Here is a 15,090-nt window from a genome sequence, read left to right as displayed (position 1 = left end):
TCAAGTCCGCTCGACTTGCATGTATTAGGCATGCCGCCAGCGTTCGTCCTGAGCCAGGATCAAACTCTCCAATAAAGATGAATTTCAGCAGCGCGGTTAAACGCTATGAAAATCATCTGGGGTATTGAAAAGAGCGATTAGCTCATTTTGAATCTGACGATTCATTGTAAATCATAAGTTACTTTTCCATTTGTTCAGTTTTCAAGGAACTTGTTGTCCGTTTCTGTCGACGTTTGTCAACCGGACAGGATATTTATTATATCATGTTAACCAACTATCTGTCAACACTCTTTTTCGTCATCATTCAAACTCTTTCGACAATCACTCGTTTGAAGCGACAAGAAATAATATACCATGATCCAATTTAATTAGCAAGCACTTTTTCAATGTTTCTTTAAACTGCGCTTCCTATCTATTTGGGCCCTTGCTCTAATGAACCCGTTTGATGTGAGTGATCCAAAACTTCTATAATGAGGTATATACAATAAAGAGATAGCAATGACATAACATCATCTTATACCGTTCTTCATCTTGGCCGCTTATTACATAGGAAGATTTACTGCTATTACTCCATTTGAGGTGATTACATGTGAAACAGTGGCTGAAGAATATTCGCAAAGGGTACGGCAAGAAACTTTTGTCTATCCATACTTGGAACGCCTGGATCGTCGTCATCCTTGCCATCTCGGGTCTTATGTTAGTCGGTGGCTTCTGGCGTGAAATACTCGGTATTGGACGCGTATGGTTAAAATGGCTTCATATTGTTGTTGGCTTGGCAATGCTGGTACCCGTTGTGTATTACTTGCTTCTGGCAAGTAAACACTGGAAACAATTGCGGAACAGGCCGTGGCAAAAAGTGAACACGATCATCGTGCTTGCGCTCCTGGTTGGCTGGCTAATCTCAGGTATAGTATTATGGCAGTTCAAACTTGCAGGACCACGGTGGTCCAATGCCGCGCTGCTTATTCATGATTTGCTGACCTGGGTGGGTCTGCCCTATATTATCTACCACTCCATCACCCGGACCAAATGGTTAAAAGATTCTTCGCGCCGTGCGGTGAAAGCACCCTCACCGATGGAAGGCACCAGTCACACACCGGACATAGTGGTTACTGGCGAAAATGCAACAGCAGCTGCCACTGCACTCTCATCTCCTGGAACGGAGCGTGCCTCCGGGGAAAAATCACCTGATCAGCCTGAGAAACCCCAACCCGTTTATACACGGCGTGCGTTTATCCGGTCAGCAGTAGGTGTGGGATTAGCCGTAACTCTCGGCCCTACCTTTGTATCCTGGGTTGGACGGAATCTTAGCATCGATAACAGCATCGATAGCATGCTGGAGAACGACCCCAATCGGTTGAATCCTTTACCGCAACCTGCAGCTGCCTCTTCACCTCCCATTGGAGGAGGAGCAGAAGGTCATTTCCGGGTGTACACGGTAACTCCCATCCCTTCCTTCTCGAATGAAAACTGGTCATTCCGGATCGATGGGCTTGTTGAACGGGCACAGGTTTGGAACTGGGAACAGTTCGTGAAGCTCGCGCGCACCGTGCAGGTCAGTGATTTCCACTGTGTAACTGGCTGGTCTGTGTATAAGAATACCTGGGAGGGTATCTCACTCAAACAACTTCTGACTCAAGCCGGGGTAAAACCTGAAGCACATAGTGTGAAGTTCTATTCCGGAGATGGGGTTTATACGGATGCCATTACGATGGATCAAGCACAAATGGACGATATCATGGTGGCCGTCATGCATGATGGCAAGCCCATTCCAGCAGATCTTGGCGGGCCGGTTCGACTTGTTATTCCTCAGATGTATGCCTATAAGTCGGTAAAATGGTTGAATCGCATCGAACTCATCGACAGTGAACATATTGGTTACTGGGAAGAACGAGGATATGACAAGGATGCATGGCTTACCGGCGCATCTCAGCGGATCCCCAATATCAGTTAATCCGAGTTAACAAATGTCGAGCACTTTAACTATGAAAAATAAATCCAGATAGACAGCAAAACCCCCGATTGACCTATTTGTGGTCTGTCGGGGGTTCTTTGTGATTTCATCGGCTCTCAGATTAGCCTTGTTGATTCAAAAGTCGAACGAGTTCATCCTCATCCTCAATGGTTGGGATGCCCAGGTCATGCGCTTTGGCCAGCTTACTGCCTGCCTTCTCTCCGGCAATGACGAGGTCTGTCTTTTTGGAGACACTGCCAGTCACCTTCGCTCCCAGAGCTTCCAGTCTTTGCGTCGCCTCGTCTCGCGTCAGTTGATGCAGGGTTCCGGTCAACACGACCGTTTTGCCACTGAAGAAGGAATCTTCCACAACGGCTGCTGGAGCCTCAGGTGCCTGAGCTTTCACGCCCAAATCCAGCATCTTCTCGATAGCAGCCTGAGTAAACGGATCTGCGAAGAACGTAACGATACTTTCCGCTACGATGCCGCCTACATCTGGTAGTTCAACCAGTTCTTCCACGGTTGCATTCATAATGGCATGCAGATCACGATAATGATCAGCCAGCATGCGTGTCGTTGATTTACCGGTATTCGGAATACCCAGCGCGTATAGGAATGATGCAAGGTCACGATCCTTACTGTGCTCCAGCGCAGCGAGAAGGTTGTTCGCTTTCTTTTCACCAAACCGCTCCAGCTTCACCAGGTCATCAAACTGCAATGTGTACAGATCAGCCGGTTCACGCACATTCAACTCATCGTACAACTGAATCGCTGTCTTCTCACTGAATGTCTCAATGTCCATTGCATCACGGGATGCAAAATGAGAAATTCGGGCCACGGTCTGCGGTTTACAAGCCAATTTGTTATTACAGAACAGATGAGCACCGCGCTGCTCGAGCGGGAATCCGCAAGCCGGGCACTGCTCTGGATATATGATCTCTTCGCCATCGCTCTCTTCGGTCACTTTACCCAGGATCTCAGGGATGACGTCATTGGAACGGCGGATAAAGACACGAGTGCCCAGGGCAAACTTCAGGTTTTTGCGCTCGATATCGCCCACATTGTTCAACGTGCAGTTCGAAACCGTTACTCCAGCGAGTTCAACCGGTTCTACGCGTGCCAGCGGAGTTACTTTGCCGGTACGGCCCACATTCCACACAACGGAGTTCAGGACGGTCGTGGTCTCTTCTGCCTCAAATTTGTATGCCACAGCCCAGCGTGGGAACTTGTCGGTATAACCCAGCACTTCACGTGTGCGCATGTCAGTAATTTTGATAACAGCTCCATCAATCAGGTAGTCGAGCTGTCCCCGATTCTCCTGAATGGCGGCAAGCTGTTCCATCACATCATCGAATTCACGGAAGTACGTAATCGATGGATTAACTTTGAAGCGGTTCTCACGGAGAAAATCCATCATCTCTTGATGATTGGCGAACTGAATGTCATCCGAGTACCCTACGTTGTAAAAATACGCATTAAGTCGACGCTCTGCTGTCGTCTTCGGATTCAGGTTGCGCAAAGCTCCCGCTGCTGCGTTACGGGCATTCTTAAGCGGCTCTGCCGCCGTTTCATTGTATCGGTTCAGGACAGACAGATTCATGATGCCTTCACCCTGCACTTCGATCGTACCGTCGGTATACGGGATTTTGAGCGGGACGGATTTGATCGTTTTCACTTGTGCCAAAATCCCCTCGCCTACGGTTCCGTTCCCGCGTGTAGAGGCCTGTACCAATTCACCATTGGTATATGTCAGGTTCAGGGTCAGCCCATCGAACTTTAACTCGATGACATAGCCAGGTTCCGGTAACGGATTATCCGGGTTTTTGTTGTTATAGTCATTCACCAGCTTCAGCACACGGGTATTCCAGCTTCGCAGCTGCTCGATGTTCTGGGCTTTGTCCAAGCTCCAGAGCGGGGAAAGATGACGATGCGGGGTAAACCCCTTCAGCAGCTCGCCACCCACACGCTGTGTTGGAGAATCAGGCAAAACCATCCCGCTCTCCTGTTCAAGCGTAACCAGTTCGTCATACAGGAGATCATATTCCTTGTCACTGATCTGCGGCTGATCCATCGTGTAGTACTGATAATTATGCTGGTTCAGCTCGGTCACGAGTTGCTCCATCCGGTGCATCGGGTCCATACAGGGCCATCCCTCCGTTAATTTAATCTATGTAGAACGAACACTCAAAATTGCACTTGAACTAAGTTGACAGAACAACTTTCCGATCGCTGTTATCCCCAGATTTCGTTAATTACTTTTAAAGGGGGAAAACCGGGGATAAAGGCGAAGAGTATGCTTACGAAGCAGCTTTCCTTAGGAAAGCTTTTAGCTTCACTTCTTCAAGTTATTTCTGCCCTCTTCGTTATTGTGCAATATTGAAGTTTCGTTCTTAATCTATTCTACTTTGGTGATAGGGGCAAATCCGGCGAGCAAGCGTTTCACACCTACCGGAGCCGGGAATGCAATCTGCAGTTCCGTGTCATTGCCGGTGCCTTTCACCGCAACAATGGTACCTGTACCCCATTTGCCATGCTGTACTTTATCTCCTGCTTTAAAGCCTGCTTCACTATTCGAAGCTGCAGGCTTGGAGGCAGATGATGGCGCAGCATAAGTGGAGCGGGAGGTACTTGTGGTCACACGCGAAGTTGGCGTGGAGGCGGTAGCCGAGGAGCCACTTCTGCTCTGCTGTTCAAAGAGCTTGGCCGCACTGCCGCCACCAAAGTTGCTTCCGCCACTGGAGCCGAGTCCACGGCCACCGTACGATCCTCCGGCATTAGCACCGCGACGGTAACGGTCACGGGCAATAGAAGTATCTTCTTTTAGCTCATCCGGAATCTCATCCAGGAAGCGGGAAGGCGGGTTCGCCGTTGTTCGTCCGAACAACGTACGCATCTGGGCACACGACAGGAAGAGCTGTTCTTCTGCACGTGTAATCCCTACATAAGCAAGTCTGCGCTCTTCCTCCAGCTCTTCATTATCCATAAAGGCCCGGCTGTGTGGGAAGACACCTTCCTCCATACCCACGATAAAGACAACCGGGAACTCCAGACCTTTGGCACTGTGCATCGTCATCAGGGTAACCGCGTCGCTCTGATCCTCTTCATCATCGTTCATGCTGTCGATATCTGCAATGAGTGCCAGGTCAGTGAGGAACGAGACCAGCGTTTTGTCTTCATTATTTTTCTCGAATTCCATCGTCACGGAAAGGAACTCTTCAATGTTTTCCAAACGTGCACGGGATTCGAGTGTATTTTCGTTTTGCATCTCGAGACGATATTGACTCATCTCCAGAATCTTCTCGGTCAGTTCGGTTACGGAAAGATACTCTACCATCTGATGCAGCGCGGCAATCATGTCATAGAACTCGACCAGCGCATTCCGCGTACGGCCCGCAAAACCGAGATCGTCCACGACCTGAAGCACACGGAAAATCGAGATTCCACGTTCTCCCGCTGCAGCTGCAAGCTTCGCTACGGTTGTATCCCCGATGCTACGTTTAGGCACATTAATGATCCGGGTGAGGCTGATATCATCGTCAGGGTTGGACAGCAGGCGCAGATACGCCAGGATGTCCTTGATCTCTTTTCGATCATAGAACTTGATGCCGCCAACAATCTGATACGGAATATCAGACTTGATCAGGATTTCCTCTATAACCCGGGACTGGGCGTTGGTACGGTACAAAATGGCATGATTTTGATAGGATTTGCCGTTCTTCACATTTTTACTAATCTCGGAGGTAACAAAGTATCCCTCATCATGCTCGGAGTCTGCACGATACACCTTGATCTTCGAACCACCCTCCTTGTCCGTCCACAGCTTCTTCGGCTTACGACCGGAATTGAGGCCGATAACCTCATTCGCTGCATTCAGGATGTTGGACGTCGAACGGTAATTCTGCTCCAGCATGATGGTCTGTGCCTCTGGATAGTCTTTCTCAAAGTTCAGGATGTTGCTGATATCCGCCCCGCGCCAACGATAGATCGATTGGTCACTATCCCCTACGACGCAGATCCGGTGATGACTGTCAGCCAGCATGCGGCACAGCATGTACTGCGCACGGTTCGTATCCTGATACTCATCGACGTGAATGTACTGGAATTTCTTTTGATAGAAGTCGAGGACTTCCGGTACTTCTTTGAACAGTTGAATGGTCGCCATAATGAGATCGTCAAAGTCGAGCGAATTGTTGGCTCTCAGACGTTTCTGGTACATTTTATATACCTTCGCCACAATGCCTTCAAAATAGTCGCCAGCCTGCTTCTCATACTGGTCGGGACCGATCAGTTCATTTTTCGCGGTACTCATCATCGCCTGAACGGCTTTTGGTTCGAATTTCTTGGTGTCGATATTCTGGTCTTTCATACAGCTGCGGATGACGGATAATTGGTCGGATGAATCCAAGATACTGAAGTTAGAAGTAAAACCAATCCGTTCAATGTCGCGGCGCAGAATGCGCACACACATGGAGTGGAATGTGGATACCCAGATGTCGCGGCCCTGTGAGCCACCAACGAGCTGGGATACCCGGTCCTGCATCTCACGAGCGGCTTTGTTCGTAAACGTAATCGCCAAAATGCCCCAAGGGGGTGTCTTGCGTGTTGCGATAAGGTAAGCAATCCGGTGTGTCAGCACCCGGGTTTTACCACTGCCCGCTCCGGCCATAATCAGTAACGGTCCATCGGTTGCCTCGACGGCTTGCCGCTGAGGGGTGTTAAGCCGTGCCACGGCATCATGTATATTTACAGGTTGCATGCATGCATGCTCCTTTCGTTGGTTGATCGATATAACAGATCTATCAGTTACACTTGGACTTCGATTGCAAAACCATCTTCCGATCGTCGTTATCCCCAGATTTTTTTGATTCCCTTTATGAAAGGGAAAATCCGGTGATAAATACGAACACTTCGTTTCTTCAGATTGGTTCTGCACTCTCCGTTCTGTGTAAACATAAACTTGTATACGAATTGCTTATTTAGTAGGGCAAAGTTCTATTTTAACAGATCGTAAGGGGAAATTGGGAGAATGGTAAACTAAACCGATTAAATGGTTCCTTTCACGGCTTGTACCGTCTGGAGCGCCTTATCCAAATCACTGTAAACAATGTTGCCCACAACGACGGTGTCTGCCACCTGAGCTGCTTGTGCTGCTTTATCCGGGTTGTCGATTCCCCCGCCATAAATGAGATGTGCGCGATCCAGTTGTCTATGCGTCTCACCAACCAGCTCCATATCTCCAAACGTTCCGCTATACTCCATATATACAATAGGAAGATTGAGCAGTCGCTCTGCAGCCTTGGCATACGCCACCGCAGCCCCTGTAGTCAGCTCCGTGTCGGCTCCAGTCAAACGCGCTACGGTGGAGTCCGCATTAAGTACGATATACCCCTCGGCAATCAACAGGTCCCACGGGATAAGGTAACCAAAACGTTCGATGGCTTGTTGGTGATGCCCAATCATCCATTTGCTGTCCGTTGCATTCAGCACCATCGGGATCAGATATCCGTCAAAACCAGGGACAACCGCCTCCAGATCGGATACTTCCAGCACACAGGGCAGCTCGTAGCGACGCACGCGGGACATCAGGTCTACCGTGTTATCATAGGTGATTCCCGAAGACCCCCCAACGATGATAGCGTCGGTCCCTGACGTACATACCAGGTCGAGTGCTTCATCCGTGATTTCCCGGTCCGGGTCGAGCTTAAATACGTGTCTCCACTGCTTAATCATGTCTATCAACGAACATTCCTCCAGAGGTTCTTCTGCATCCTAAAAAGCTTGTAAACTAAGTCTAAGTCAGCAGGCAGTGAGTGTCAATGTTCGCATAAAAAGGGGAACAAAAAATCACAGACTTTCCCCTATAAAACGCAGGAATCAGTCTGTAATTTTGGAGAAAAGATTGTTATATCGCGCTATGAATCAATCAAACAAGTATTGAGTAATGAAGGTCTATTTCTGAGGTGATTGAAATGGGACGCTTAACGATGTTCAGGTTTAAGGTGAGGTGGATTTAGTGCCATGACCCTTCAAAGATGGCTACATGTGCATGCATGGTAAGTGGAGTGAAAGTTTTGATTTGCGACATACCAATGTTACGGTCTCCAGGCAAAGCGAGTATTCATCTGATCCAGCTCTTCTTCGGTCAACACATCTGAATAGACGCCATAAACGCCCCACTTCTCATAGTTAGCTACCTGTTCGGTATCATTGATCGTATGCACGTAAGTAACGGCACCCGCCTTCTTCAGCTTGGCAACGAAATTCTGGTTCACTTTATATTCCGGCATAGTTACGGCATCAATGTCATTCTTTTGTACAAAATCAACGACCTGTGCTTCCGTGTCCTGCGTGGCATAGAGGGTATAGATAATAGAAGGGAACGCATAGATTTCTTTCACGGTGTCCAGCATTGGCTCATTATAAATCTGCACGACGATGCGATCCAGTACAGATGGATCCTTCTTTTGGGCAGCGTTGACGAGAGAAGAGAGCACCTGCTGAATATCCTCATCCTTCTGCTCCTTGGTATCCGTTACGATATACATATCGGGATATTGCGACAATACATTAATGATGCCGTCCGCGTCCATGGGTTGGTAAATGCCCAAAATCGGTGTATTCATAAATTCATCATGTGTGAGCGCCCCTGCCTGTTTGTCTTCCGGAAGCTCCTCCTCCTGACCCAGCAGTTTGCTCATATTGGCAGTCCATTCATGTCTGGCTACGGCTACGCGATCCGAGGTGAGCATGAAGTCGATCTCAAACACTCGCGTACCCTTCTCATAATTGGCGATCATCGCTTCATAAGCATTGGTATAAGGCTGATCACGAATACTGCCCATGGCGTGGGCAATCAGTCGATAGGTTGTAAATCCGTCGTGTTGTTCCTCACTTTGACTCTCATAGGCAAAAAAGAGGGTGCCCACGGTAACGATCAATAGTGTGATGACGGCGGCGATTCGTTTCATATGATGTTCACATCCTTTAGGAGTGAGATTGGGGAGAGGAAGTGTGTAGCTAATAAGATATGACAGCGTATGTGCGGGATTTCCTTTTTGATAGCTAACTACCCTAATTGGTGAGGTCTAAAACAAAAAAGCCGCCCGGAGGCAGCTGTTAAATGGTGGTATTGTTGAGTTTGTCGAACGTTAGTAAGCATTCTTGAGACCGTTTCGAATGGTTTCCCATATGATTTTGATATCAAATAATAAAGACCAGTTTTCAATATAAAAGATGTCCTGTTCAATCCGATCCTCGATGGAGGTATCCCCTCTTAAACCTTTACTTTGCGCCAATCCCGTAATTCCCGGGCGAACATGATGTTTAATCATATACTTCGGAATTTCATCCCGGAATTGATTCACGTAGTACGGACGTTCCGGCCGTGGGCCGACTACACTCATATGACCCAGCAGCACGTTGAAGAATTGAGGCAATTCATCCAGGCTGGTGCGTCTAATAAATGTGCCAAAAGCCGTTCGACGCGGATCATCCTTCGTGGACCACCCCGTGTCGACTACACCTTCAGGAATGACTTTCATGGAGCGGAACTTAAACATCATGAAGTTTCGTCTGTTGAGACCAACACGTTCCTGTTTGAAGATGACTGGTCCAGGCGACGTCAGTCGTACGCCCAGTGCAACGATGACCATTACTGGGGAGGTCAGTATGATTGCGACGAGAGAGAACAGAATATCGAATACACGCTTCATCAGTCGGTTTACCGCCATATCCAGCGGGATATCACGCACATTAATCATCGGCATACCGGCAAAATTGTCGAAATGCGGACGGGCCGGAAGATAATCAAAGAAGTCTGGAATAATCAGCGTCCGTACACCGGCCTTCTCGCACACCTCAATGATATGTGGATACTTATCGTGAGCATCCAGCGGAAGAGCAAGGATCACTTCGTCGATCATATGAGACGACAAAATTTGTTCCAACTGATCAATGCACCCCAAGATAGGTTTGTAGTGCAGCTGCTCCTCTTGATCCCAATGCCGATAATCATCAAGAAAACCATATACCTCATACCCAAGCTCCGGATAACTTCGAAGGTTATTATAGAACCTTTTCCCAAGAGAACCTGCTCCCAGAATTAATACAAATTGACGGTTGAATCCTTTTTTGCGGAGTCTTCTAAGTTGAAGTTTGACGATATAACGGTAGATCAGGGTGAAGGCAACGTTGCCGATCATGTACATGGCCAGATATGCACGAGAGATGTCGACTTCCTTGAAGAAGAACATTAAGCTCATCAGCATAAAGAAGGCGATCCCATGGACCTGAACCAGTTTCATGAATTCATCTACAAAACGTTTTTTTCGTTTGGGTACGTACAAGGAAACTATTAGGCCGATGAGGAGAGCCAACCCTCCATATGCAATACTCCACAAAAAGTACTTCTCGATAGGCAATGCACCCTGATTGGTCAGAAGATCGCTTTCAAACTTAACCCACCAAGCCATTATGAAGGAAAACTGTATCACCAAGAAATCTGCCGCGATATACAGTTGGGTCAGAAATTGCTGATTACGCCGAATCATGCTTTCACCTCGGAAGATGTCTCACGAACTTCCGCACCACCGGATGATAATTCTTTTTGGGCAGCTGGTCTAATCAGCTTATTGCGGATCAGAGACAATGAGAATTTTAATGAGATACCGAGCCATACGGCTGTGTTGGTCAAAATACCATAACGTTTGGCATAGTGTTTACGATGGAAAACCCACATCGCTCTATGAAACTCATAAATGATTTTCATAGGTTTACGCCGGGCACTTGCACCTTTGTAATGCACAATATATGTATGTGGGTAATAATAAATGCCCCAGCCCGCCTCTTTGATGCGATAACACCAGTCGATATCTTCACCGTACATGAAGAAAGTTTCGTCCAAGCCACCCACTTGGTCGATGGTTTCACGACGCACGAGCATAAACGCACCGACAAGACAGTCTACCGGATACTCGTTATCCGGGCTAAGATGTCCCAATTGGTACTGGTTAAACTTTGGACGATCCGGGAACATGTGTGAGATACCGAACGCATAATAAAATGATGCCGATGGCGTAGGAAATCCCCTCTTGCACGCTTTATCCAGGGAGCCATCAGGAAGGATCACCTTACAACCGGATGCCCCCATCTCTGGATGACGGTCCATGAACCCGATCATTATCTCCAAAGTATCCTTCTGTACGACCGTGTCCGAATTGAGCAGTAGAATATACCGTCCTTTGGCGATTTCCATGGCCTGGTTGTTAGCAACGGCGAAGCCCGTATTGTCCCTGTTAGCAATTATCCGAACCTCTGGAAATGCGTCACGAATGGCTTCCACGGATCCATCATGCGATGCATTGTCGACAACAATGAGTTCATATTGAAAGGAAGTAATGGATTTATATACTGAGGCCAGACAGTCCAATGTCAGTTGGCGTGTATTATAGTTTACAATGATGATGCTGACATCTGGACCATAGGTGTTATTATTTTTCACTCCCCCTCGTAAGGGAACATCTGCTGTTTCAACCATATTGTAAAACTCCTGACTTTTAATGCTGTGTTAACAAAAGTATAGCATATTATGGACGAAGGTGTAGAAAGCAAAGCCAATCTATAACTTATACCTTCTTCAAGATGTATACGAGCTTAAGAACAAGATTATCAAGTGAAGCTTGACGGTAAAAAGGCATTTTGGACACATATCTGATACGTTTAACCCAAGATCTGTCTAGGTGGTTTAAAAACCTCTGTATGTCCCTTTGTTGTTGTGCAGACAACTGTTCTCTATAAGTTTCAAGAAAAAAAGACGCTTGTCTACTCAGTCTAAAACTTCCTTCACTGAGGAAACGCTTCAATCTACTTTTCCATTTCATGAGCCAACCTTCGTTGCTCCCGCCAAGAACGTTCCCTTGGTGTTGTCGATACAAAATCATTGGCTCTTCATCAAAAATCACTTCTCCAAACGCACTAACATACAGATAAATCCATCGATCATGCATAATAATCGGCTTCAAATCGATGGGAATACTTCGTCTAACCCGCTCAAACGTGATTGGATTCAAGACCATTGTGCAGCCCACACAGCAGTTTTCGACCATGGCATTATACATGCTTAGCGGTTTAGGAGGGAGGGTTGGCCACACATTCAAATTGTTTAGATCCTGATCTACCATTTGTGTAGAAGAACAATACATCAGTGGTACGTTCGATTGCCTCAATTGTAGTTTAGTTACTGCCCTACTAAGTTTGTCCGAATTCCATACATCATCCTGATCACAAAATGCGTAAAAATCGTATACAGGCTCCGTTTGACGCATCAGTTCAAAAAAACTCCCGATCACGCCCAAGTTTTTACCTTCAATAACTCGGATCTGGTCCGGACGAGACTTGGCATACTCGCTTAACTTTTGAACAGTTTCGTCAGAAGATCCATCATCCCTAATAATAATCTGAACGTCTACCTTACTCTGTGCGAGAAGGCTTTCCATCTGTTCATTAATGTACTTTGATCCGTTATATGTAGAAAGCATAATGCATACTTTAGGTTTATTCACGTGTCACCTCAAGATCTGACTTTTCTCCATTATATACGAAAACTCCCGCCCATAAGTAATAGAGCGAGAGTTACATATTGTGCTGCTATGTTTGTTCCTTTTTTAAAGATAAGCTAATAAAATCGTGCAATCCCTCCCGCCATGAGCGGAGATCTGCTAAACCGTTGGTTCGAATAGATAGATGGTCCATTACCGAATTACGCGGCCTAGGGGCTGGTCTAGGGAACTGGTCTGTTGTACAAGGCTCCAATTGCGCTTGAATGGGTACCCCCCCAACAATCCGTGCTTCCTCAAAGATGGCCTGAGTGAATTCATACCATGTACAAGTACCACTATTGGAAGCATGATATAACCCGTACATTTCCGTTTGCATAAGCTCCAGGATAAATCCTGCCAAATCAACGGTATACGTAGGTGACCCTTTTTGGTCATGTACAACCTGAAGCTTAGGTTTTTCCTGACCCAGTTTAAGCATCGTTTTGACAAAATTATTCCCGTAAAGGCCGTAAACCCAAGAAGTACGCACAACAAACCATTTGGAGGACAACGACTGTACCAGTAATTCTCCTGCTCGTTTCGACTTTCCATACACACTTTGCGGATTCGTATCATCGTATTCCTGATAGGGATTTAACGAGTTGCCATCAAATACATAGTCCGTACTTATATAAATTAGTTTAGCTCCTGCTCTTTCTGCCGCTACAGCAACATTGCGTGTTCCTACCGCATTCACCTTATATGCACCATCGATATCCATCTCCGCTGCATCTACAGCTGTATAAGCTGCACAATGAATGACCGCTTCAGGATGATAGGAGGAGATGACTTCGTTACACTGTGCCTGATTGGTAATATCCATCCGATCCCGATCACAAGCAAGAACAGCATGCCCCTCCTTCTCCAAAAGAAGAACGACATCCCGTCCCAGTTGTCCGTTTGCTCCTGTAACCAGAACCTTCATTACTTCACGTCTCCCAATCGAGAGCCATACTGCTTGGCATAATACTGTTGATACACGCCGGACTGAATACGGGTCCACCATTCTTTGTTATCCAGATACCATTGAATAGTCTCCTTGATCCCGGTTTCAAACGTATGCTTTGGTTTCCAGCCTAGTTCAGACATTGTCTTCGTCGGATCGATGCCATATCTGCGGTCATGCCCCGGCCGGTCTTGCACGTATTTGATTAAGGATTCTGGCTTACCAAGTTGCTCCAAAATGGTTTTCACAATGTGCACATTAGTTCGTTCATTATTGCCACCGATGTTGTATACTTCACCGTTACGTCCTTGATGAATCACCAAGTCAATGGCACTGCAGTGGTCTTCAACATAGAGCCAATCTCTAATGTTTAATCCATCTCCATACACAGGCAAGGCTTCATCAGCAAGGGCACGGGAGATCATAAGTGGGATTAGCTTCTCAGGAAACTGGTACGGGCCGTAGTTGTTGGAACAACGTGTGATATTTACGGGCAAACCAAAAGTTTCATGATATGCGCGCACAAGCAAGTCTCCACCAGCTTTGGATGCCGAATAAGGACTGTTCGGTTGTAATGGAGTCTCTTCTGTAAAGAGACCTGTTGGGCCAAGCGAGCCATACACCTCATCCGTTGATACTTGAACGAATTTGGAGATATTGTGTTTTTTGGCTGCCTCAAGCAGTGCTTGGGTACCATTCACATTCGTTCGTACAAACACATCCGGTTCCAAAATGCTGCGATCTACATGAGATTCGGCTGCAAAGTTAACGACAACGTCCACACCTTGGCCAATCAGGCGATCCATCTCGGCAGCATCTGTAATGTCTGCTTTGACAAAAGTATGGTTTTTGTTGCCTTCAAGTGATTTCAAGTTTTCCAGATTACCTGCATACGTCAAAGCATCTACATTAATAATTTTGTAATCAGGATGCTGCTCCAGCATATACATCACAAAATTACTTCCAATAAAACCGGCCCCGCCGGTAACGAGCAGTTTCATAGTGTTGGAACCTCCTAATTACTTCACTTCGAAATTGAAGTTGATCTCCGCATCTTGAAGTAAAGGATGCCTTTGGTCCTTATCTGACAAAATTGGACTAAATGTAGGCCAATCGATTCCAAGTGCCGGGTCACTCCATAATATGCCACGGTCGTTCTCCGGGGAATAGTATTCGTCCACTTTGTACAAGACTTGGGTGTTTGGTACCAAAGTACAAAAGCCATGAGCGAATCCTTTGGGGACCAGTAACTGACGGTGATTATGTTCACTCAGGATGAAGCCCTCCCACTGTCCAAAGGTGGGTGATCCTTGACGAATGTCCACGATAACATCGTAAATCACACCCGAAATAACCCGGATCAGCTTGGTTTGCGCTTTAGGGTTAAGTTGGTAGTGCAATCCGCGCAATACACCAGGATCAGCTGATAAGGATTGGTTATCCTGGATAAACTTGTAGTTGATTCCTTGTTGATACATGAGCTGATCATTGTAACTTTCCATAAAAAAACCCCGGTGATCTCCGTGAACCACCGGTTCAATCAAACAGGCACCTGTCAGCTTGGAAGGAGTGATTTTCAATGTTTTCGCCATCCC

Annotated in this window: 11 protein-coding genes and 1 rRNA gene; 1 reads left to right on the top strand and 11 read right to left on the bottom strand. The window is 46.8% G+C overall.

Annotation, left to right across the window (positions count from 1 at the left end):
• Positions 1–75: ribosomal RNA gene (locus AAIH57_RS22865) — 16S ribosomal RNA — on the bottom strand; the annotation flags it as partial.
• Between the two features lie 514 nt (positions 76–589).
• Here AAIH57_RS22865 and AAIH57_RS22860 point away from each other — a divergent pair.
• Complete coding sequence (locus AAIH57_RS22860) at positions 590–1,954, top strand: molybdopterin-dependent oxidoreductase (RefSeq protein ID WP_430023103.1); 1,365 nt, start codon at positions 590–592, stop codon at positions 1,952–1,954.
• A 121-nt stretch (positions 1,955–2,075) separates the two neighbouring features.
• On the opposite strand, the gene ligA is transcribed toward AAIH57_RS22860, so the two are convergent.
• The 10 genes from ligA to rfbC form a co-directional block, all read right to left on the bottom strand.
• A complete protein-coding gene (ligA, locus tag AAIH57_RS22855) occupies positions 2,076–4,094 on the bottom strand; it encodes an NAD-dependent DNA ligase LigA (protein WP_430023102.1) in 2,019 nt (672 codons plus the stop codon).
• A gap of 255 nt (positions 4,095–4,349) precedes the next feature.
• Positions 4,350–6,710 carry a DNA helicase PcrA gene (pcrA, locus tag AAIH57_RS22850; protein ID WP_430023101.1) on the bottom strand — a complete coding sequence of 787 codons (2,361 nt, stop codon included), beginning with the start codon at positions 6,708–6,710 and terminating at the stop codon, positions 4,350–4,352.
• Positions 6,711–6,997: 287 nt separating this feature from the next.
• Positions 6,998–7,693, bottom strand: coding sequence for a heptaprenylglyceryl phosphate synthase (locus AAIH57_RS22845; RefSeq protein ID WP_430023100.1), 696 nt, complete (start codon positions 7,691–7,693; stop codon positions 6,998–7,000).
• A gap of 353 nt (positions 7,694–8,046) precedes the next feature.
• Positions 8,047–8,922, bottom strand: a complete 876-nt coding sequence (locus AAIH57_RS22840) for a phosphatidylinositol-specific phospholipase C/glycerophosphodiester phosphodiesterase family protein (protein WP_430023099.1) — start codon at positions 8,920–8,922, stop codon at positions 8,047–8,049.
• 180 nt (positions 8,923–9,102) lie between these two features.
• A complete protein-coding gene (locus AAIH57_RS22835) occupies positions 9,103–10,503 on the bottom strand; it encodes an undecaprenyl-phosphate glucose phosphotransferase (RefSeq protein WP_430023098.1) in 1,401 nt (466 codons plus the stop codon).
• On the bottom strand, positions 10,500–11,489 hold the full coding sequence (locus AAIH57_RS22830; RefSeq protein WP_430023097.1) for a glycosyltransferase family 2 protein: 990 nt from the start codon (positions 11,487–11,489) through the stop codon (positions 10,500–10,502). The genes AAIH57_RS22835 and AAIH57_RS22830 overlap by 4 nt, the downstream gene beginning before the upstream one ends.
• Before the next feature lie 88 nt (positions 11,490–11,577).
• Positions 11,578–12,513 carry a glycosyltransferase family 2 protein gene (locus AAIH57_RS22825; RefSeq protein ID WP_430023096.1) on the bottom strand — a complete coding sequence of 312 codons (936 nt, stop codon included), beginning with the start codon at positions 12,511–12,513 and terminating at the stop codon, positions 11,578–11,580.
• 85 nt (positions 12,514–12,598) lie between these two features.
• Complete coding sequence (gene rfbD / locus AAIH57_RS22820) at positions 12,599–13,474, bottom strand: dTDP-4-dehydrorhamnose reductase (RefSeq protein WP_430023095.1); 876 nt, start codon at positions 13,472–13,474, stop codon at positions 12,599–12,601.
• Positions 13,474–14,496, bottom strand: coding sequence for a dTDP-glucose 4,6-dehydratase (gene rfbB, locus AAIH57_RS22815; protein ID WP_430023094.1), 1,023 nt, complete (start codon positions 14,494–14,496; stop codon positions 13,474–13,476). The genes rfbD and rfbB overlap by 1 nt, the downstream gene beginning before the upstream one ends.
• An 18-nt stretch (positions 14,497–14,514) precedes the next feature.
• Positions 14,515–15,087: a dTDP-4-dehydrorhamnose 3,5-epimerase gene (rfbC, locus tag AAIH57_RS22810; RefSeq protein ID WP_430023093.1), complete on the bottom strand. Its 573-nt coding sequence runs from the start codon at positions 15,085–15,087 to the stop codon at positions 14,515–14,517.
• Positions 15,088–15,090 lie beyond the last annotated feature (3 nt).

Source organism: Paenibacillus sp. MABNR03, assembly GCF_050455445.1.
Lineage (GTDB): Bacteria > Bacillota > Bacilli > Paenibacillales > Paenibacillaceae > Paenibacillus > Paenibacillus xylanilyticus.
The sequence above is the reverse complement of the archived record's forward strand: the minus strand, read 5'-3'. Positions and strand labels throughout refer to the sequence as shown.

Excerpts from the sequence above, each read along its gene's own strand:
- AAIH57_RS22830 (WP_430023097.1), bottom strand. The coding sequence starts at position 11,489 with ATGGTTGAAACAGCAGATGTTCCCTTACGAGGGGGAGTGAAAAATAAT.
- pcrA (WP_430023101.1), bottom strand. The coding sequence starts at position 6,710 with ATGCAACCTGTAAATATACATGATGCCGTGGCACGGCTTAACACCCCT.
- rfbC (WP_430023093.1), bottom strand. The coding sequence starts at position 15,087 with ATGGCGAAAACATTGAAAATCACTCCTTCCAAGCTGACAGGTGCCTGT.
- ligA (WP_430023102.1), bottom strand. The coding sequence starts at position 4,094 with ATGGACCCGATGCACCGGATGGAGCAACTCGTGACCGAGCTGAACCAG.
- AAIH57_RS22835 (WP_430023098.1), bottom strand. The coding sequence starts at position 10,503 with ATGATTCGGCGTAATCAGCAATTTCTGACCCAACTGTATATCGCGGCA.
- rfbB (WP_430023094.1), bottom strand. The coding sequence starts at position 14,496 with ATGAAACTGCTCGTTACCGGCGGGGCCGGTTTTATTGGAAGTAATTTT.
- AAIH57_RS22840 (WP_430023099.1), bottom strand. The coding sequence starts at position 8,922 with ATGAAACGAATCGCCGCCGTCATCACACTATTGATCGTTACCGTGGGC.
- rfbD (WP_430023095.1), bottom strand. The coding sequence starts at position 13,474 with ATGAAGGTTCTGGTTACAGGAGCAAACGGACAACTGGGACGGGATGTC.